Raw genomic sequence first — 19,135 nt, forward strand, 5'->3', positions numbered from 1 at the left:
TTATAATAAAAAAATATATGGAAATTGTTTCGTATTCTATTTTCAGGATATCTTTTTTAAAATGCTAGATAATTTTTTGAAGACTTTCATAAAAAAATATGATTTCCTTCGTAAATTACTTGAAAGTTATCTTAAAAGAGTGTATAATAGAATTATAGAAAACGCTTACAAAAGAAAGGGGATTGAATGAATAATCAAGAAGCATTAAGAACCTTTACTACAGGTGAGAACTTTCACCTCCAGCATTATTTAGGAGCGCATAGAGAGGAGAAAAACGGAGAAATAGGCTATACCTTTAGGGTTTGGGCACCAAATGCACAAGCAGTTCATCTAGTTGGGGATTTTACTAATTGGGTTGAGAATCAAATTCCTATGGTTCGTAATGAAGCAGGTGTTTGGGAAGTCTTTACTAGTCAGGCTCAGGAAGGTCAGATTTATAAATATCATATCACGCGTGCAAATGGTCACCAGATTATGAAGATTGACCCGTTGGCAGTTTATTTTGAAGCTAGACCGGGCACAGGAGCAGTTCTGACCAATATCCGTGAAAAGAAATGGAAAGATGGTCTTTGGCTAGCACGTCGCAAACGTTTGGGATTTTTCGAGAGACCAGTTAATATATACGAGGCTCACGCAGGATCTTGGAAGCGAAATCCAGACGGTAGTCCCTATACTTTTTCTCAACTGAAAGACGAGTTGATTCCATACTTAGTTGAGATGAACTATACACATATTGAGTTCATGCCTTTAATGGCACACCCACTTGGATTGAGCTGGGGCTATCAGCTTATGGGTTACTTTGCTTTTGAACATTCCTATGGCAGACCTGAGGAATTCCAAGATTTCGTTGAAGAGTGTCATATAAATAATATCGGTGTTATCGTAGACTGGGTTCCAGGTCATTTCACCATTAATGATGATGCCTTGGCATATTATGACGGTACACCAACTTTTGAATACCAAGATCACAACAAGGCTCATAACTATGGTTGGGGTGCTCTGAATTTTGACCTCGGAAAAAATGAGGTCCAGTCTTTCTTGATTTCAAGTATTAAATTTTGGATTGATTTTTACCACTTAGATGGTATTCGGGTCGATGCAGTGAGCAATATGCTGTATCTAGATTATGATAATGCTCCTTGGACTCCAAACAAAGACGGTGGAAACCTTAACTATGAGGGTTATTATTTCCTTCAACGTTTGAATACAGTTGTTAAGCTAGCTCATCCAGATATCATGATGATTGCAGAAGAAAGTTCATCAGCGACAAAGATTACTGGTATGAAAGAAATGGGCGGCCTTGGATTTGACTATAAATGGAACATGGGCTGGATGAACGACATTCTCCGTTTCTACGAGGAAGATCCGATTTATCGTAAGTATGACTTTAATCTTGTGACCTTCAGCTTTATGTATGTCTTCAATGAAAACTATCTCTTACCTTTCTCACATGATGAGGTAGTTCATGGTAAGAAGAGTATGATGCATAAGATGTGGGGAGATCGCTACAATCAGTTCGCTGGTCTGCGCAATCTCTACACCTATCAAATTTGTCATCCAGGTAAGAAACTCTTGTTCATGGGTAGTGAGTACGGGCAATTCCTAGAATGGAAGTCTGAGGAGCAGTTAGAATGGTCTAATCTAGAAGATCCGATGAATGCCAAGATGAAGCATTTCACTTCACAACTGAATCAATTCTATAAAGACCATCGCTGTCTGTGGGAAATTGATACCAGTTATGATGGCATCGAGATTATCGATGCTGATAATAGAGATCAGAGTGTCCTTTCCTTTATTCGTAAGGGCAAGAAGGACGAAATATTAGTCTGTGTCTTTAATATGGCTCCAGTTGAACGTAAGGAATTTACGATTGGTTTACCTGTTGCAGGTATTTACGAAGAAGTTTGGAATACAGAACTAGAAGAATGGGGAGGTGTGTGGAAAGAGCACAATCAAACAATTCAGACTCAAGAAGGCTTATGGAAAGATTATGAGCAGACTTTGACCTTTACCTTGCCTGCCATGGGAGCAAGCATCTGGAAGATCAAGCGTCGTTTGAAACCAGCTAAGAAAAAAGAATAATGGGCTGTTGATTAAAATTTTTTAGATTTTAAAAACGGATGTACTTGTATTGGACTTGAAACACAAGAGAAATGGATTTCCTATTATTTTTATAAAAAGTTTGACTTCCGACCTTCTTTCGATTTTAACGTTCACATGTCTTTATAAAGGAGTAGAAAATGAAGAATGAAATGCTAGCTTTGATCCTTGCGGGTGGGCAAGGAACACGTCTCGGAAAACTCACTCAAAGCATTGCCAAACCGGCAGTGCAATTCGGTGGGCGCTACCGTATCATTGACTTTGCTCTTTCCAACTGTGCAAACTCTGGAATCCATAATGTTGGTGTGATTACTCAGTACCAACCTCTCGCTTTGAACAACCATATCGGAAATGGCTCTAGCTGGGGATTGGATGGTATCAATTCAGGTGTCTCTATTTTACAACCTTATTCAGCCAGCGAAGGAAACCGTTGGTTTGAAGGGACTAGTCACGCTATCTACCAAAACATTGACTACATCGACAGTGTTAATCCTGAGTATGTTTTGATTCTTTCTGGTGACCACATCTACAAGATGGACTACGATGATATGCTTCAGTCACATAAAGATAACAATGCCAGTTTGACAGTAGCTGTCCTAGACGTACCTCTCAAAGAAGCTAGCCGTTTTGGTATCATGAATACAGATGCCAATAACCGTATCGTTGAATTCGAAGAAAAACCTGCGCAACCTAAGTCTACAAAGGCTTCTATGGGGATTTATATTTTTGACTGGAAACGACTTCGCAATATGCTTGTTGCTGCTGAAAAGAGCAATGTGGATATGTCAGACTTTGGGAAGAACGTTATCCCTAACTATCTCGAGTCTGGTGAAAGTGTATATGCTTATGAATTTAATGGCTACTGGAAAGATGTAGGTACGATTGAGTCACTTTGGGAAGCCAATATGGAGTACATTTCGCCAGAAAACGCATTGGATAGTCGCAATCGTCAGTGGAAAATTTACTCTAGAAACTTGATTTCACCACCAAACTACTTTGGTGCGCATGCACACGTTGAAGATTCATTGGTCGTGGATGGCTGTTTTGTAGATGGCACTGTTAAACGTTCGATTCTATCAACAGAAGCACAAGTACGTGAAGGTGCTGAGGTCGTTGATTCTGTCATCATGAGCGGGGCTATTATTGGTCATGGAGCAAAGATTACTCGTGCTATTATTGGTGAAGGTGCCATTATTGCAGACGGCGTAGAGATTGACGGAACTGACGAAGTACAAGTAGTAGGATACAATGAAGTAGTGGGGGTAGCAACAGATGAAGATTGATAAATATTCAGCCATTTTAGGAAACACAGTTGGTTTTCATGATATGTCAACGTTAACAGAACACCGTCCGGTAGCTAGCTTACCTTTCGGTGGAAAATACCGTTTGATTGACTTCCCCCTTTCCAGTCTTGCAAATGCAGGTGTTCGTAGTATCTTTGGTATTTTCCAACAAGATAATATCAGCTCTGTATTCGACCATATCCGTTCAGGTCGTGAGTGGGGCTTGTCCACCCTTCTAAGTCACTACTATCTAGGAATTTACAATACTCGTGTTGAAAGCAGTACGGTTGGAAAAGAGTATTACCAACAGCTTCTTACCTACTTGAAACGTTCAGGTTCAAACCAAACCGTTTCGATTAACTGCGATGTGCTGGTGAATATTGACTTGAATCAAGTCTTCCACTTACACAATACAACGAAAGGTCCGATCACAGTTGTATATAAGAAACTTCCGAAGAAAGACATTTCAGATGTGAATGCTATCTTAGAAATTGATGAAACTGACCATGTTCGTTCGCACAAACTCTTTGATAACAAATCTACGGATGAACTCTTCAACATGTCTACAGATATCTTTGTTGTGGATACTCCTTGGTTGATTGAACGACTTGAAGAAGAGGCTCAGAAAGAATATCCTGAAAAGTTACGCTATGTTCTTCGTGATTTAGCTGCAAAAGAAGGAGCTTTTGCTTACGAATACACAGGCTACTTAGCGAACATTCATTCTGTTCAGTCCTATTATCAAGCAAACATCGATATGCTTGAATCTAAAAAATTCTACTCTCTTTTCTCACCAAATCAAAAGATTTATACAAAAGTTAAGAATGAAGAACCAACCTACTACGCGAATACTTCAAAAGTAAGTAATTCTCAGTTTGCTTCTGGTAGTATCATTGAGGGCGAAGTAGTTCAGTCAGTTCTATCTCGTAACATTTATGTTCACAAAGATAGTGTAGTGAAGGACAGCATTTTATTCCCTCGTGTTGTGATTGGCCAGGGTGCCCAAGTTGAATATGCTATCTTGGACAAGGGTGTTGAAGTTGCGGATGGTGTTACCATTCGAGGAACAGCAGAACATCCAGTTGTAGTTAAGAAGGGTGAAACAGTAACAGAGGATATTTATTCATGAAAATTTTATTTGTAGCAGCAGAAGGAGCACCCTTTTCAAAAACAGGTGGTTTGGGCGATGTCATTGGCGCACTTCCTAAATCACTTGTAAAAGCGGGGCACGAAGTTGCAGTTTTCTTGCCTTACTATGATATGGTAGAAGCTAAGTTTGGGAACCAGATAGAGGATGTTCTCCACTTTGAAGTTAGTGTAGGATGGCGTAGACAGTACTGTGGTATTAAAAAAACTGTCTTGAATGGGGTTACCTTCTACTTCATTGATAATCAATATTATTTCTTCCGCAGTCATGTTTACGGGGATTTTGACGATGGTGAACGCTTTGCCTTCTTCCAACTGGCTGCTCTTGAAGCCATGGAACGCATTGACTTTATCCCTGACCTTCTCCATGTCCATGATTACCATACAGCAATGATTCCATTCTTGTTAAAAGAAAAGTACCATTGGATTCAAGCATATCAAGGAATCAGAACAGTTTTAACTATTCATAATTTGGAATTTCAAGGTCAATTTTCTGAAGGAATGTTATGGGATTTGTTCGGTGTTGGCTTTGAACGCTATGCTGATGGCACCCTTCGCTGGAATGATTGCCTTAACTGGATGAAGGCTGGTATCCTATACGCGGATCGTGTCTCAACCGTATCCCCTAGCTATGCACATGAGATTATGACCAGTCAGTTTGGTTGCGGTTTGGACCAGATTCTTCGCATGGAGTCAGGTAAGGTTTCAGGTATTGTCAATGGTATTGACGCAGATCTTTATAATCCTCAAACAGACCAACTTTTAGACTATCATTTTGATAAGGAAGATTTGTCTGGAAAAGCGCAAAATAAGGCAAAATTGCAGGAGAGAGTCGGTCTACCAGTACGAGCAGATGTGCCTCTAGTTGGGATTGTCTCTCGTTTGACGCGCCAAAAAGGTTTTGATGTTGTTGTAGAAAGCTTACACCGTTTCTTACAGGAGGACGTTCAAATAGTCCTTTTGGGAACAGGGGACCCGGCTTTTGAACATTCCTTCTCTTGGTTTGCGCAAGTCTATCCAGACAAGCTATCAGCAAATATCACTTTTGATGTCAAGCTCGCTCAAGAAATTTACGCAGCTTGTGACCTCTTCCTCATGCCAAGTCGTTTTGAACCATGTGGCTTGTCACAAATGATGGCGATGCGCTATGGAACTCTACCATTGGTTCATGAGGTTGGTGGATTGCGTGATACGGTTCAATCCTTCAATCCGATCGAAGGAACTGGTACTGGATTTAGCTTTGACAATTTAACACCTTACTGGCTTAACTGGAGTTTCCAAACAGCCTTGGATGTTTATAAGTACCAGCCGGACGTTTGGAGAAATCTACAAAAACAAGCTATGGAATGCGATTTCTCATGGGATACAGCCTGCAAATCTTACCTGGACTTGTACTATAGTTTAGTCAACTAATAGATAAAATCGTATGATTCTTTCATACGATTTTTGGGCTGTTTAGAAAAGAGGAGAAGTGATGACTCAAGTAATGGGGCTCTGTGTTATGGATGTTGATGGCACCCTAATAGCAGAAGAAGTGATTGATCTTTTAGGAAGAGAAGCAGGTTGCGAAGCCGAAATTTCGCAGATTACAAGCCAGACAATGCGAGGTGAACTGGATTTTGAAACAAGCTTACGAGCAAGAGTGGCTTTGTTAAAAGGTCTTCCGGTTTCGGTCTTTGATACTGTCTTCAAATCCATTCATCTGTCCAAGAATGCTCAAGAATTTATCTCCATACTTCAAAAGAAGGACATTCTAGTCGGTCTAGTTTCTGGTGGGTTTGCACCAATAGTTGAGAGATTAGCAGAATCCCTTGGTATCTCCTATTTCTCTGCCAACCAGTTGGAAGTCAAAGACGGTTTTTTAACAGGTCGACTAGTTGGTGAAATTGTGACAGGTCAAGTAAAACAAGCTACTCTTGAGAATTGGAGAAAGGAATTAGGACTTTCCAAAGAAAGAACGATTGCCATCGGTGATGGAGCTAATGACCTTTTGATGTTAAAGTCAGCAGGTCACGGTATAGCCTTTTGTGCCAAGGAGGTCGTAAAAGCTGAGATAGCTTGTCATGTAGATACGAGGGATCTTTTAGAAGTTTTGCCTTTGATTGATTTCTTAGAATGAGAGGGAACTATGAAAATTGTAATCGCACCCGATTCTTTTAAAGAAAGTTTGACGGCAGAAGAGGTCGCTCAAGCTATAAAAAGGGGCTTCGAACAGTCAATAGAGGATGTAGAATGTTTGCTCTGTCCTGTTGGCGATGGTGGGGAAGGAACTGTAGATGCTATTCGACATTCTCTTGAACTCGAAGAAAAATGGCAAGAGGTTACGGGACCTTTTGGTATAAATGAAGCAATGCGTTACTTTCAAAAAGGTCAAATAGCGCTCTTTGAAGTTGCTGACTTGGTTGGTCTTGGAAAGATTCCGCGGGAGAAACGAAATCCTCTTCGCATCCAAACCAGAGGTATTGGAGAGTTGATTCGCCATCTCATTGATCAAGGAATGAAAGAAATTTATATCGGAGTTGGCGGTACGGCTAGTAATGACGGTGGGATAGGCATTGTTGCTGGTTTAGGTTATCGTTTTTATGATAAGAAGGGAAAAGAATTGCCTGCTTGCGGTCAGACATTACTTGAGTTCGAGTCAGTTTCAGACAGTGAGTTGTATAGGATTCCTGAAGATGTGAAAATCCGCATTTTAGCAGATGTCGTGAGCCCTTTATGTGGTCATCAAGGAGCAACCTATACATTTGGAAAACAAAAGGGCTTGGAATCTGCTTTGTTTGAGACAGTAGATCTGGCTATACAGGAGTTCTATGAAAAATTCTCACCTTCCACCCTGTCTCTTAAAGGAGCAGGAGCCGGCGGTGGCATTGCTGCTGGGCTCTGTACCTTTGCTCAGGCCTGTATCGTATCTGGGATTGATACTTGCTTGGATTTGATAGACTTTGACAAGAAAGTTTCAGATGCCGACTTGGTTATTGTTGGAGAGGGCAGACTGGACAGTCAAAGCTTCGCTGGGAAAGCTCCTATCGGTGTAGCAAAAAGAACCCCTAACGGAGTTCCTGTTATCGCTATTTGCGGTAGTCTTTCTGAGGATTTGCCTCCCCTACCATTCGAAAATATACAAGCAGCATTTTCCATTTTAGAGAAATGTGAACCTTTAGAGAATAGTTTGAAAAATGCAAGTCTCTATTTGGAGCACACAGCTACTAATATTGGCCGTTTATTAAATATGAGAAAGGATTAACCAAACCATTTTTTCCAGATGGATTTTTTAGGAGCCTCTGCCTTTTTCTCTTCCCAGAGGTCTGAGAAAGCAAGTCTAAGGTCCTTCTCGTCTACTTGAACAGATTCATTTGTATGAATGACAAGACCGAAAGGAGAGGTGATATGATCATCTGAAACAATAGTAGCCTGACAGTTGCTTTCCTTTGCTTGTTTTAAGTAAAAGACCTGTTTGTCAAACTCGATATTTGGTGAAATCTTCACAAAAAGAGGTTCTGTCTTTTCTTGAAAATGTTCCAAAATCGTTAAAAATCCCTTTTGTAACTGAAGGTTATTGGCTGTCTCAACATCCGCATAGCCTAGAACTCTTTCCTCGAAAGTACCGAGGTAGCGGCGTTGTTCATCTGGGTTTAATTTCGGCCCACCATGAGCTTTTTCTAGTAGTTGTTTTGATAAATCTGTCATAAAAACAGTATATCACAAAAATCGCAAGAAAACAGACAAAAGAAAGCGATTACTTTATAAAGTTAAGGAAAATTTGCACAAAGATAACGTTTTTTCTTGAAAAACGCTTATTTTTAAGGTATCATAGAGGTGTAAAAAATTTAACTCAAAGGAGAGTAAAAAATGTCAATTATTACTGATGTTTACGCTCGCGAAGTCCTAGACTCACGCGGTAACCCAACACTTGAAGTAGAAGTTTATACTGAATCAGGTGCTTTCGGACGTGGTATGGTTCCATCAGGAGCTTCTACTGGTGAACACGAAGCAGTTGAACTTCGCGACGGTGACAAATCTCGTTACGGTGGTCTTGGTACACAAAAAGCTGTTGACAACGTAAACAACATCATTGCTGAAGCAATCATCGGCTACGATGTACGTGACCAACAAGCTATTGACCGTGCTATGATCGCACTTGACGGTACTCCTAACAAAGGTAAATTGGGTGCAAATGCAATTCTTGGTGTGTCTATCGCTGTAGCTCGTGCTGCTGCTGACTACCTTGAAATCCCACTTTACAGCTACCTTGGTGGATTCAACACTAAAGTTCTTCCAACTCCAATGATGAACATCATCAACGGTGGTTCTCACTCTGACGCTCCAATCGCTTTCCAAGAATTCATGATCGTGCCTGCTGGTGCACCATCATTCAAAGAAGCTCTTCGTTGGGGTGCTGAAATCTTCCACGCACTTAAGAAAATCCTTAAATCACGTGGTTTGGAAACTGCCGTAGGTGACGAAGGTGGATTCGCTCCTCGTTTCGAAGGAACTGAAGACGGTGTTGAAACTATCCTTGCTGCGATCGAAGCTGCTGGATATGTTCCTGGTAAAGACGTATTTATCGGATTTGACTGTGCCTCATCAGAATTCTACGATAAAGAACGCAAAGTTTACGACTACACTAAATTCGAAGGTGAAGGAGCTGCTGTACGTACTGCTGCAGAACAAATCGACTACCTTGAAGAATTGGTAAACAAATACCCAATCATCACTATCGAAGATGGTATGGACGAAAACGACTGGGACGGTTGGAAAGCTCTTACTGAACGTCTTGGTGGTAAAGTTCAATTGGTTGGTGACGACTTCTTCGTAACAAACACTTCTTACCTTGAAAAAGGTATTGCAGAAGGTGCTGCTAACTCAATCCTTATCAAAGTTAACCAAATCGGTACTCTTACTGAAACATTTGACGCTATCGAAATGGCGAAAGAAGCTGGTTACACTGCCGTTGTATCACACCGTTCAGGTGAAACTGAAGATTCAACAATCGCTGACATCGCAGTTGCAACTAACGCAGGACAAATCAAGACTGGTTCACTTTCACGTACAGACCGTATCGCTAAATACAACCAATTGCTTCGTATCGAAGACCAACTTGGTGAAGTAGCTGAATACCGTGGATTGAAATCATTCTACAACCTTAAAAAATAATCTAGTTCAGTGAACAAGGTTTGAAGCCCCTCGGATTTTTTCCGAAGGGCTATTTTTGTATTTAGGGGGCAAAAAAGGGGCAGTGTTTATGGTATAATAGACAAAAATACGTGAATTAGAAAGAAATTATGTCTAAAGAAATTGATATTGAGTATTACCACCAGCTAGCCTTGCAAAAGCAGAAGGAGCACCGCAAAGTGTTAGCTAATCTAAAGAAAAAACCACCAAAGAATCTAGATAAGATTGCACAGCAGATTCACCAAGAAGTTTTTGATGAGATTGATTGTACTGCCTGTGCTAACTGTTGCAAGACATTGGGGCCTGACTTTAAGGAAGCCGATATTACCCGTATTGCTAAGTACTTTAAGATGAAATTACCAGCTTTTGAAGCGGAGTTTCTGCAGGTAGATGAAGATGGTGATAAGGTTTTTAAATCCATGCCTTGTCCCTTTCTAGGAGGAGATAATCTCTGCTCCATCTATGACGTTCGACCAAAGGCCTGCCGAGAATTCCCACATACAGACCGCAAAAAGATCCATCAAATTAATCATTTGACGATTAAGAATACCTTGACCTGCCCAGCGGCTTATCTCTTTGTTGAGAAATTAAAGGATAAGTTATAGAGATTTACACCTTTAAATCTTGTACAAAGATTCTAGGGCGGAAATATCTGATATCTGATAGACTATAGATAGAATTGAACGTGGCCTAAAAGCTGTTCGAAAAAGAAAAAATTTCTAGGACTAGAAGCTCTAGTGTCAATTTTTCTATTTTCACTTTGCTTTTAAGGACTTTTTTATCTTGTGGAGGTAAGAAGAAACGAATATGATGCATCAGTTCAACCAAACCATGGATTATTTGGAGCAGCAGCTGACTGGAGAAGTGGATATGAAAAGATTTCAGCAGCTATCGGGCTATTCTTACCCTCTCTTTAGTAGGCTATTTTCTATCCTGGCAGATATGACATTAGCAGAATACTTGCGCAATCGCAGGCTGTCGGAAGCAGTGACAGACTTGCGTGAAAGCTCTGAGAAGGTCATTGACATAGCAATGAAATACGGCTATGACTCTGCGGATGCTTTTAGTGCGGCCTTTAAGAAATTCCATGGTGCAACTCCCTCAGAAGTTCGAAATGGAAAACCTTATCGGGTCTTTCCTAAGCTTCAATTATCCTTAAAAATCACAGGAGGAAAGAACATGGATATCAAGATTCAAAAGAAGCCTGCATTTACCGTGGCAGGCGTCCTATTGGAAGCTATTGACAATAGCAAATGCCCGTCTGCTTGGGAGTATCTCTATGCTCATCACAGCTTTGAAAGCCTAGAAAGTTTAGGTAGTGGCCAATACTTTGGCGTCTGCTCGGATGTCAAAGAAGGCGAAATCATCAACTATATGGCTGCTTATGATGTGACGGATAAAACTAAAGCAGAAGAATTGGGTCTGTCAATCAAAGAAATCTCCGAAGCTGAATATGCAATCGTACCAGTCAAAGGCCCTATACCAGCAAGCATCCAACATGCTTGGAAATATGTCTTGGAGGTCTTTTTCCCAGAAACTGGCTATCGCCACTCAGGAGCGCCAGACTTTGAAGTCTATACTGAAGGAGACATGTCGTCACCAGACTATCAAATGGAACTCTGGATACCAGTGATTAAGAACTAGATAATTTTCTGACATTTTATAAAGATGCAAATCGAACTCTGTAGAAGATACCTTTTACAGAGTTTTTCTTTGTTTGGGATTGGTAATTTCTGAGAAAAACAATAAATTTGATTTTACTTAAATTTAAGTATAAGGAATTTTTAAGCATTTGCTTGTATACTTTTCCAATCATCAAAGAAAGAGGTGTAAATATGAACCATCTAGTTATTCCAGCTTACGAACCTGACTACAATCTCATCAAACTGATTGAAAAGATTCACAACAGGAGCGATTTTTACATCATTGTCATTGATGATGGAAGTTCAGCAGAATGCCAAGACATTTTTGCTCAAGCAGAGGATTTTGCGACGGTGCTTCACCACCAGGTCAATCAAGGAAAAGGCCAAGCTCTGAAAACAGCCTTTGAGTACATTCAGTCTCTTAATAAGTCAGGGACTGTAGTTACAGCAGACGCAGATGGCCAACACAGGATCTGGGACATTTTCCGTAATATGACAAAATCAAATGAAAATCCTAATACACTTGTCCTTGGTGTCCGTGCTTTTACTGGCAAGGTTCCCTTGCGTAGTCGTTTTGGGAACAGCTTGACTCGTATCTTGTTTAAACTGCAAACAGGTGTCGCTGTATCCGACACACAGACAGGATTACGTGCCTTTTCAACGGCTATGATTCCTTTTATGCTTAAGATAGAAGGACAACGGTATGAATACGAGATGAACATGCTCCTTGAAGCAAGTCAAGTCTACCCAATCTTAGAAGTTCCGATTGAAACGGTCTATATTAACGATAATGCGGCCTCTCACTTCCGACCTATTCGGGATGGTTTGATGATTTATAAAAATATTTTAAAGTTTGCCCTCTCGTCTTTTAGTAGTTTTATCGTAGATTATGTGGTTTACGCTCTCTCTATTCTATGCTTGAGCTTTATTCCAACTGGTTTGCGTGTTCTCCTCTCAAATGGTTTGGCACGTGTGACTAGCTCCATCTTTAACTTTTCTACCAACAAAAAATTGGTCTTCAAGAACAAGGCGAGCAGTTTTAAAACAGGATCAGGCTATTTTGAATTAGCAGTTGGTCTCTTTATCTTAGACACCATCCTGATTCGACTCTTTAATTCAGGTCTTGGAGTCAACTTGCTAATCGCGAAGATTTTTGTTGGAATCATGCTCTTTATCCTCTCTTGGACAGTTCAAACCCGCTTTATTTTCAAAGAAAGGACTTGTAGCCCATTATGAAAGTTTTAAAGAAACCCTATCTATACGCCTCGGTCTTGGGCTTGTTCCTGACAAGTTCCTTCACCTATTCGATGTTGAAGACCTTTGTTCTCGCTGAAACGATTTCCACTGTCTCTAATACCAGCTCAACTTCTAACACCACGGCAGCAAGTCAGGCAGCAAAAAATGCCCAAGTGACAGATACTAGCTATTCAGATGGAAATATCAGTGTCACCCTAACTGAAAAGACTGTGGAAGAAACTCAGGTCTATGTAGCAGATATAACCCTCAGTTCATTGGACTATCTGAAAACAGCTCTAGCTCAAAACTCCTATGGAACCAACGTCACAGCTAAAACCTCTGTAATGGCTGCTGAAAACAATGCTATTCTAGCTGTCAACGGTGACTACTATGGAGCAAATAGCTCTGGTTATGTTATCCGTAATAGAGTTGTATATCGGTACAGTGTCCGTGAAGATGCTAGTAACGGTGACCTTGCTATTTACAAGGACGGCTCCTTTAAAATCATCTACGAGGACCAAGTTTCAGCCGATCAGTTGGTTCAGGACGGTGTCGTCAATCTACTGGCATTTGGTCCGTCTCTAGTTGAGAATGGAGAAATATCTGTTGATACCAATACAGAAGTCGGTCAGGCCATGTCATCAAATCCTCGTACAGCTATCGGGATCATAGATGAAAATCACTACATCATCATCGTTTCGGATGGTCGTACCTCTGAAAGCAAGGGCTTGTCACTTTACCAGATTGCAGAAGTGATGAAATCTTACGGAGTGAAGACAGCCTATAACCTTGATGGTGGTGGTTCCTCAACTCTCTACTTTAACGGTCAGGTGATCAATAAACCGACTACAGGTGGAAGCAAAATATCAGAAAGGGCGGTGAGTGATATTGTCTACATCGGTTACTAAAATCAAAAACAAACGCCTCAAAAAAACACTCGTTAGCTATAGCCTTCTCACCATTTTCTTTTTTGCATTTAGCCGTATCTACGAGTCCTTTAGTTTTGGCGAGACCTCGCTTCATATGCACTATCTCTTTGTAGTCCCTCTAGTAGGGGGCATCGTTCTAGCATTATTGTTGAAAATCATGCCAAACCTAGGGCGACTCAGTCTAAACTTGTGGAACTCGGCAGTTGCAGTCCTAACAGCTGGAATGCTATTTCGTGGAATCGTCAACCTCTCAGGTCGTTCAACAACACTAGATCAACCTTACTGGTATGTTGGCCTTGCCTTCGCCTTGCTAGCTATAGTATCGCTTTTGCTTCAGAAGAAGAACAGTAAGGAATTAGCATAAAAAATAAAGAAACTGGTTGTTGAGAGAGACAGCCAGTTTTCTTGTGGAAATTCATGTCTGTAAATTAAACATGCTATATTTTTTGTTTGGATTTTATGGGGCATGCGAATAGTTTTCTCGGTATAATAGTCTCATAGAAGATAAGGAGACAGGAATATGCAGATGTATTTTGGAGATGTATCACTTTGCTATAGCTATTCATTGGCAATGGCATTGGATGGCTATGGTTATGACTTTAAAGCAGAGTTTTTAGAGGCAATCATGGTGATGGGAAATGGCGCTAGTATCGTAAAGAAAGATGACCAGCACCCTCTAGTATTCTTTGATAACGGAATGCCAGATCTTTCTATCTCTCATTCTTTAAAAATACTTAGATTTGACTATGAGGACTTCTATCTAAAGGATGGAGCGGAAGTAGATTTGGAAGAGATAAAAAGAAAGTTGGAAACCTTTCTGACTAATGGACCTGTCGTACTGGGACCTCTTGATATGGGCCATCTGACTTATAATCCTAATCACACAATCCTTTATGGTGTGGATCACTTCGTAACCGTGTATGGCATTGATCATCAGCACCTCTATTTGCATGATCCAGCTGGTTTTGCCTGTATGAAGGTTGCTTTTAATGACATTTTAGAAGCTTGGAAGGCGGAGGCTATTGACTATAAGCGTGGTTCTTACTCCATGTGGGGAAATTTTAAGAAGGTCAAGAGTCCTAGTCAGACTGAAATCTATCAGGAAACAGCAAGGATTATGAAAAACCGATATCTGAATGGTCAAAGTGGTGTTTTGGAATACTATGCAAAAGCAGTTGCTAAAAACGGCTTAAATACGGAGCAAAAACAATTGCATCAGTATTTCAGCTTTAAACTTGCTGCTGTTCGAAATCTCTATCTCAGTAAATTCTTAAAAGACCATGATCCCGAAGGGGCACGATTAAAAGAAGAATTGGCTACTCTATTTGGTCAAGCCCATCTTTCATGTTTAAAAGAAGATTACCAAGAACTAGCCTACTTGCTCTATCAGATAGCTGAAGTGGATGGTCGCTTTAGAGATTTATATGTAAACTAGTGACTATAAGCATAAAATAACTAGTTAGTAAAAGCAGTTTTTCGTAAAATGAAGAACTGCTTTTTGATTATGGTATAATGAAGTAAGAAAACACCTTTACCTAATTGAAAATGAAGGGAGAACTCCTATGCCTAGACCAAGAACAAAAGAGGAGCTAGTGCTAGCCTCTAAGGAAAACTATGAAAAGCTCAATCACTTTATATCTAAATTAAGTGAAGAGGAGCTACAAACTCCTTTTGATTTTTCAAAAGACCAAAAGAAAAAAGAAGCTCACTGGAAAAGAGATAAAAATCTACGGGATGTTCTGATCCATCTCTATGAGTGGCAGCAGTTACTTTTGACCTGGGTACATTCTAATCAAAAGGGACATGAAAGACCTTTTCTCCCTAAGCCTTATAATTGGAAAACTTATGGGGAAATGAATATCGCTATTTGGAAGAAGCACCAGAAAACGTCTCTAGAAGAAGCGACTAGGCTACTAGAACAATCACATAAAGAGGTTTTAGAGTTGATGGAAGGTTTCAGCAATGATGAATTGTTCACAAAAGGTGTCTATAAGTGGACAGGAGGAACAAGTCTAGGCTCCTACTTTGTCAGTAGCACTTCCAGTCACTATGATTGGGCTATCAAAAAACTCAAAGCTCATCAGAAAAATTGTAAGAATAGCTAGTTGAAGTGCTATTGAAATTCACCAAAGGTTCTTCTAAGCTTCGAATAGCTCAGTTATCTTCATTTTTGAGTTCTTCTAGCTTTAGAATCCTTCAAAAATTAAAATTTAAGGCTGTCATAGACTTAGAATAGCCATAAAACATTTATTTTATAGTAATTCTAAAGTTAGAATTGCATTGATATTAATGTAATCGAACTGTTCGATGTTTAGAATGCCTTTATTCTGTGAAATCTTGAGTAGAAACTGATTCGAATGGTTTTTTCTGATATAGGATGATAGATAGATGGGTGAGATGATGAGCATACAAAAAGAGAAAGTTAGAAAAGAGTTGATGTCCCTCTGTTTGGGAGAGTTTACAGCCGTCCTATCCTTTTGGTTTTGTTTTTTTCTTTTGAAAAATCGGCTTGGTGACGTGAATAGTCTAGTAACCATTCTCTATCCTCTGTCTTTACTGACATTTATTTTGCTTCAAGGTTCAATCTATTGGGCAATTTTGATTAGAAGACTCTCGAAACCTCAGTTCGGAAGTGGAAGTGTGCCCAAACTATATGGTTGTTTCAGAATACTAGACCTTGTTTTACTTATTTCAGGCTTTGCTTTTATTTTCTGGAATACACAGAGTTTCCAAGTGGCTATTATAGCCACACTGATACAACTTTTTGCCCTTATCGAATGGGTTAATTATTTCCTCCTACGCCTATCTTATAGTTTGAACCCACTTGTTTTATGGAAACGAATTGTTAAGGGAAAACTTGAAAAAAGCAGAATAGCCAAGGAGTTGAGGTAGGGGGAATGAATGTATGTTTTAGATACTATCAATATAAAACTTTAGTTGACGTTAAATAATATTAAAAATGAATAGGAGAATCTTTATGTCTGTAGGGTTAATAGTTGGTTATAATTGGTGGACTATAGGAGAAGGGAGTCTTTTTAATTCATTCTTTTCGACTATTTATGTTCGCTTAGAGAATAATGAGTGGGGAAGTAAATACCCAATAATTATGAATGAGTTATATAGGGGATATGTTCCTTTTGAATCTATTGAAAGCGGGATAGCTGAGTTGTTATCTATCCAAGAGGAGTTGAAAAAATTTCTCCCTCTGGATGTTATATGGGATTTTGAAGATTTGTCACTCACTCCTCCTTGGGGAAATAATATCGCAGAGCATATAACAAATTTATCGCATTATTTCATAACGAGTTCCGGAAAAGATTTCTTCGAAGTTTTGCTGACTAGTTTTAGATTTGCACTTGAGCACGGTCAAAATGTGAGTGTAAAAAGTATTTGAAACTCAATAAATCAAAGATTCATTTATACTATAATATTCTTAATGAATTTTCAGAAAGGAAACTCAATGCCCTACAAATTTCTACTCTTCGACCTTGACCACACCTTGCTTGATTTTGATGCTGCTGAGGATGTAGCTTTGACACAACTTCTAAAAGAAGAAGGAGTTGCGGATATTCAAGCCTACAAAGACTATTACGTTCCCATGAACAAGGATCTCTGGAAGGATTTGGAACAAAAGAAAATCAGTAAACAAGAACTGGTTAACACGCGCTTTTCTCGTTTATTTGCCCATTTCGAACAGGAAAAAGACGGTAGGTTACTTGCCCAGCGTTATCAATTTTACTTAGCTCAGCAGGGACAAACTCTTTCGGGCGCTCATGAACTCTTGGACAGCCTCATCGAGAGAGATTATGAGCTATACGCTGCGACAAATGGCATCACTGCCATTCAGACGGGACGTTTGGATCAATCTGGTCTGGCACCTTATTTCAATCAAGTTTTTATCTCCGAGCAGTTACAAACACAAAAACCTGATGCACTATTCTATGAAAAAATCGGTCAGCAGATTGCTGGATTTAGTAAAGAAAAGACGCTGATGATTGGAGATTCTCTAACCGCTGACATTCAAGGTGGCAATAATGCTGGCATAGATACTATCTGGTACAACCCTCATCACCTCGAAAATCACACACAAGCCCAGCCGACTTATGAAGTTCATTCTTACCAAGACTTGCTGGATTGTTTAGATACAAATACTATTAAAAAGATAACATTTTAAAGGAGACGCTCTAATGACTAAAAAAATGCCAATATTACTATCGAAGAGTACATTAAAATTTCTGAAGTTGATTTTAATGAAGCTGTAAATTATGAATTTATATCTGACAATTGTCGATTAGCAAATAGTATTTATCAATCTCTTTTTAAGTTTTATGATAAGAAAAATTTCTCTGGCGATTTAATTTTTACTTGGAAATCTCCATCATTAGTCAAAGAAGGGGATTATATTGGGAGAAGGGATTCACAAGTAGATAATCTTAGAGTAATTGGCAATATATTTCCGAATTATATTACTGATCGAAAATATAGCCTCAATATGAATCGTAATAGCTGTATGGGAGATTTTCCTCATGACTTTTTTGATATATACCTAGATCATGTAGCGAAGTATGCTTACGAACAAAAAGTTAATAATATTAAAGAGTATTATCCTTTAAAAAGAGCGATTTTACACCAAGAGAATGTATTGTATTTTCAAAAGTTTTCTAATTTTGACGACTTTTTAGAAAAAAATTATTTAAAGACTATATGGAAAGTTTCTAAAGAAACTCCTTTTTCTGAAATGGATTTTAATAAGTTTAAAAATATTTCAGAAAAGATAATCTTCGAAAGAGGAAGTAAAATGCTTAATGATTTAAAAAGTAATTATAAAAAATAGCCATTCTTTATAAACCGTATTCACGTATTCAAATCGTATATATAGTCGATTTATTAAATCTATAGATAAACTGTAAAAAGTGGTTTAGATAGCCACTTTTTGCTATAATAGAGGCAGTAAAAACGAAGGAGTCGGCTATGGAACACTCGTCTTGGCATGCTTTGATTAAGGAACAATTACCTGAAGGTTATTTCGGGAAAATCAATCAATTTATGGAACAGGTCTATGCTCAGGGAACTGTTTATCCACCTAAGGAAAAAGTTTTTCAGGCTCTCTTGACTACACCGCTTGAAGAAGTTAAGGTTGTGATTCTAGGGCAAGACCCCTATCACGGGCCAGGTCAAGCGCAGGGTTTGAGTTTTTCTGTACCCGATGCTATCCCAGCTCCGCCGTCCTTGCAAAATATCTTGAAAGAATTGTCGGATGACATCGGAGCTAAGAAATCCCATGATTTGACAGCTTGGGCTGAGCAAGGAGTCTTGCTTCTCAATGCTTGCTTGACGGTTCCTGCTGGGCAAGCCAATGGTCATTCTGGGCTAATATGGGAGCCCTTTACTGATGCTGTGATTCAGGTTGTAAATAATCTAGACAGACCTGTAGTCTTTGTACTCTGGGGTGCTTATGCACGCAAGAAGAAGGCCTTGGTTACCAATCCTCACCACTTGATTATCGAATCAGCCCATCCTAGTCCTTTATCGGTTTATAGAGGATTTTGGGGTTCCAAGCCTTTTTCCAAGGCTAATGCATTCTTAAAAGAGATAGGACAAGAGCCAATCGATTGGCTTAGATAAG

The 19,135-nt window shown here is 39.4% G+C and carries 20 protein-coding genes; 19 read left to right on the forward strand and 1 reads right to left on the reverse strand.

Annotation, left to right across the window (positions count from 1 at the left end; translation table 11 throughout):
- Nucleotides 1-186: 186 nt before the first annotated feature.
- The 6 genes from glgB to B7714_RS05560 all read left to right on the forward strand — a co-directional run bounded on the left by glgB (nucleotide 187) and on the right by B7714_RS05560 (nucleotide 7,773).
- Nucleotides 187-2,082: a 1,4-alpha-glucan branching protein GlgB gene (gene glgB / locus B7714_RS05535; RefSeq protein WP_084859896.1), complete on the forward strand. Its 1,896-nt coding sequence runs from the start codon at nucleotides 187-189 to the stop codon at nucleotides 2,080-2,082.
- A gap of 158 nt (nucleotides 2,083-2,240) precedes the next feature.
- Nucleotides 2,241-3,383, forward strand: a complete 1,143-nt coding sequence (locus tag B7714_RS05540; protein ID WP_000787250.1) for a glucose-1-phosphate adenylyltransferase — start codon at nucleotides 2,241-2,243, stop codon at nucleotides 3,381-3,383.
- Complete coding sequence (gene glgD / locus B7714_RS05545; protein ID WP_084859897.1) at nucleotides 3,373-4,512, forward strand: glucose-1-phosphate adenylyltransferase subunit GlgD; 1,140 nt, start codon at nucleotides 3,373-3,375, stop codon at nucleotides 4,510-4,512. Before B7714_RS05540 ends, glgD begins: the two co-directional genes overlap by 11 nt.
- Nucleotides 4,509-5,942, forward strand: coding sequence for a glycogen synthase GlgA (glgA, locus tag B7714_RS05550; protein ID WP_084859898.1), 1,434 nt, complete (start codon nucleotides 4,509-4,511; stop codon nucleotides 5,940-5,942). Before glgD ends, glgA begins: the two co-directional genes overlap by 4 nt.
- A gap of 61 nt (nucleotides 5,943-6,003) precedes the next feature.
- Nucleotides 6,004-6,648: a phosphoserine phosphatase SerB gene (gene serB, locus B7714_RS05555; RefSeq protein ID WP_084859899.1), complete on the forward strand. Its 645-nt coding sequence runs from the start codon at nucleotides 6,004-6,006 to the stop codon at nucleotides 6,646-6,648.
- Between the two features lie 9 nt (nucleotides 6,649-6,657).
- Nucleotides 6,658-7,773, forward strand: coding sequence for a glycerate kinase (locus tag B7714_RS05560; protein ID WP_084859900.1), 1,116 nt, complete (start codon nucleotides 6,658-6,660; stop codon nucleotides 7,771-7,773).
- On the opposite strand, the gene B7714_RS05565 is transcribed toward B7714_RS05560, so the two are convergent.
- Nucleotides 7,770-8,216: a DUF1694 domain-containing protein gene (locus tag B7714_RS05565; RefSeq protein ID WP_084859901.1), complete on the reverse strand. Its 447-nt coding sequence runs from the start codon at nucleotides 8,214-8,216 to the stop codon at nucleotides 7,770-7,772. The genes B7714_RS05560 and B7714_RS05565 overlap by 4 nt on opposite strands.
- A gap of 162 nt (nucleotides 8,217-8,378) precedes the next feature.
- Between B7714_RS05565 and eno the strand changes: the two genes are divergently transcribed.
- The 13 genes from eno (at nucleotide 8,379) to B7714_RS05630 (ending at nucleotide 19,134) form a co-directional block, all read left to right on the forward strand.
- Complete coding sequence (gene eno, locus B7714_RS05570) at nucleotides 8,379-9,683, forward strand: surface-displayed alpha-enolase (RefSeq protein ID WP_000022821.1); 1,305 nt, start codon at nucleotides 8,379-8,381, stop codon at nucleotides 9,681-9,683.
- Between the two features lie 128 nt (nucleotides 9,684-9,811).
- Nucleotides 9,812-10,306 carry a YkgJ family cysteine cluster protein gene (locus B7714_RS05575; protein ID WP_084859902.1) on the forward strand — a complete coding sequence of 165 codons (495 nt, stop codon included), beginning with the start codon at nucleotides 9,812-9,814 and terminating at the stop codon, nucleotides 10,304-10,306.
- Between the two features lie 202 nt (nucleotides 10,307-10,508).
- Nucleotides 10,509-11,345: an AraC family transcriptional regulator gene (locus B7714_RS05580; RefSeq protein ID WP_084859903.1), complete on the forward strand. Its 837-nt coding sequence runs from the start codon at nucleotides 10,509-10,511 to the stop codon at nucleotides 11,343-11,345.
- Nucleotides 11,346-11,536: 191 nt separating this feature from the next.
- Nucleotides 11,537-12,580, forward strand: a complete 1,044-nt coding sequence (locus B7714_RS05585; protein WP_084859904.1) for a bifunctional glycosyltransferase family 2/GtrA family protein — start codon at nucleotides 11,537-11,539, stop codon at nucleotides 12,578-12,580.
- Entirely contained in the window at nucleotides 12,577-13,488 is a 912-nt protein-coding gene (locus tag B7714_RS05590) for a phosphodiester glycosidase family protein (protein ID WP_084859905.1), read from the forward strand. Before B7714_RS05585 ends, B7714_RS05590 begins: the two co-directional genes overlap by 4 nt.
- Nucleotides 13,469-13,873, forward strand: coding sequence for a hypothetical protein (locus B7714_RS05595; RefSeq protein WP_084860379.1), 405 nt, complete (start codon nucleotides 13,469-13,471; stop codon nucleotides 13,871-13,873). Before B7714_RS05590 ends, B7714_RS05595 begins: the two co-directional genes overlap by 20 nt.
- Before the next feature lie 156 nt (nucleotides 13,874-14,029).
- Nucleotides 14,030-14,944 (forward strand): peptidase, encoded by a 915-nt coding sequence (locus tag B7714_RS05600; protein WP_084859906.1) that lies wholly within the window; start codon nucleotides 14,030-14,032, stop codon nucleotides 14,942-14,944.
- 127 nt (nucleotides 14,945-15,071) lie between these two features.
- Nucleotides 15,072-15,614 carry a ClbS/DfsB family four-helix bundle protein gene (locus tag B7714_RS05605; RefSeq protein WP_084859907.1) on the forward strand — a complete coding sequence of 181 codons (543 nt, stop codon included), beginning with the start codon at nucleotides 15,072-15,074 and terminating at the stop codon, nucleotides 15,612-15,614.
- A 283-nt stretch (nucleotides 15,615-15,897) separates the two neighbouring features.
- The gene (locus tag B7714_RS05610; RefSeq protein ID WP_084859908.1) at nucleotides 15,898-16,401 is read left to right on the forward strand and encodes a hypothetical protein; all 504 of its coding nucleotides are present in this window, start codon (nucleotides 15,898-15,900) and stop codon (nucleotides 16,399-16,401) included.
- 85 nt (nucleotides 16,402-16,486) lie between these two features.
- A complete protein-coding gene (locus B7714_RS05615; RefSeq protein ID WP_084859909.1) occupies nucleotides 16,487-16,903 on the forward strand; it encodes an Imm70 family immunity protein in 417 nt (138 codons plus the stop codon).
- Nucleotides 16,904-16,969: 66 nt separating this feature from the next.
- On the forward strand, nucleotides 16,970-17,683 hold the full coding sequence (gene pynA / locus B7714_RS05620) for a pyrimidine 5'-nucleotidase PynA (protein ID WP_084859910.1): 714 nt from the start codon (nucleotides 16,970-16,972) through the stop codon (nucleotides 17,681-17,683).
- A 57-nt stretch (nucleotides 17,684-17,740) separates the two neighbouring features.
- Entirely contained in the window at nucleotides 17,741-18,343 is a 603-nt protein-coding gene (locus B7714_RS05625) for a hypothetical protein (protein ID WP_084859911.1), read from the forward strand.
- A gap of 137 nt (nucleotides 18,344-18,480) precedes the next feature.
- Nucleotides 18,481-19,134 carry a uracil-DNA glycosylase gene (locus B7714_RS05630; RefSeq protein ID WP_084859912.1) on the forward strand — a complete coding sequence of 218 codons (654 nt, stop codon included), beginning with the start codon at nucleotides 18,481-18,483 and terminating at the stop codon, nucleotides 19,132-19,134.
- Nucleotide 19,135: the final 1 nt, after the last annotated feature.

Source organism: Streptococcus oralis subsp. oralis (assembly GCF_002096595.1).
Taxonomy (GTDB): domain Bacteria; phylum Bacillota; class Bacilli; order Lactobacillales; family Streptococcaceae; genus Streptococcus; species Streptococcus oralis_D.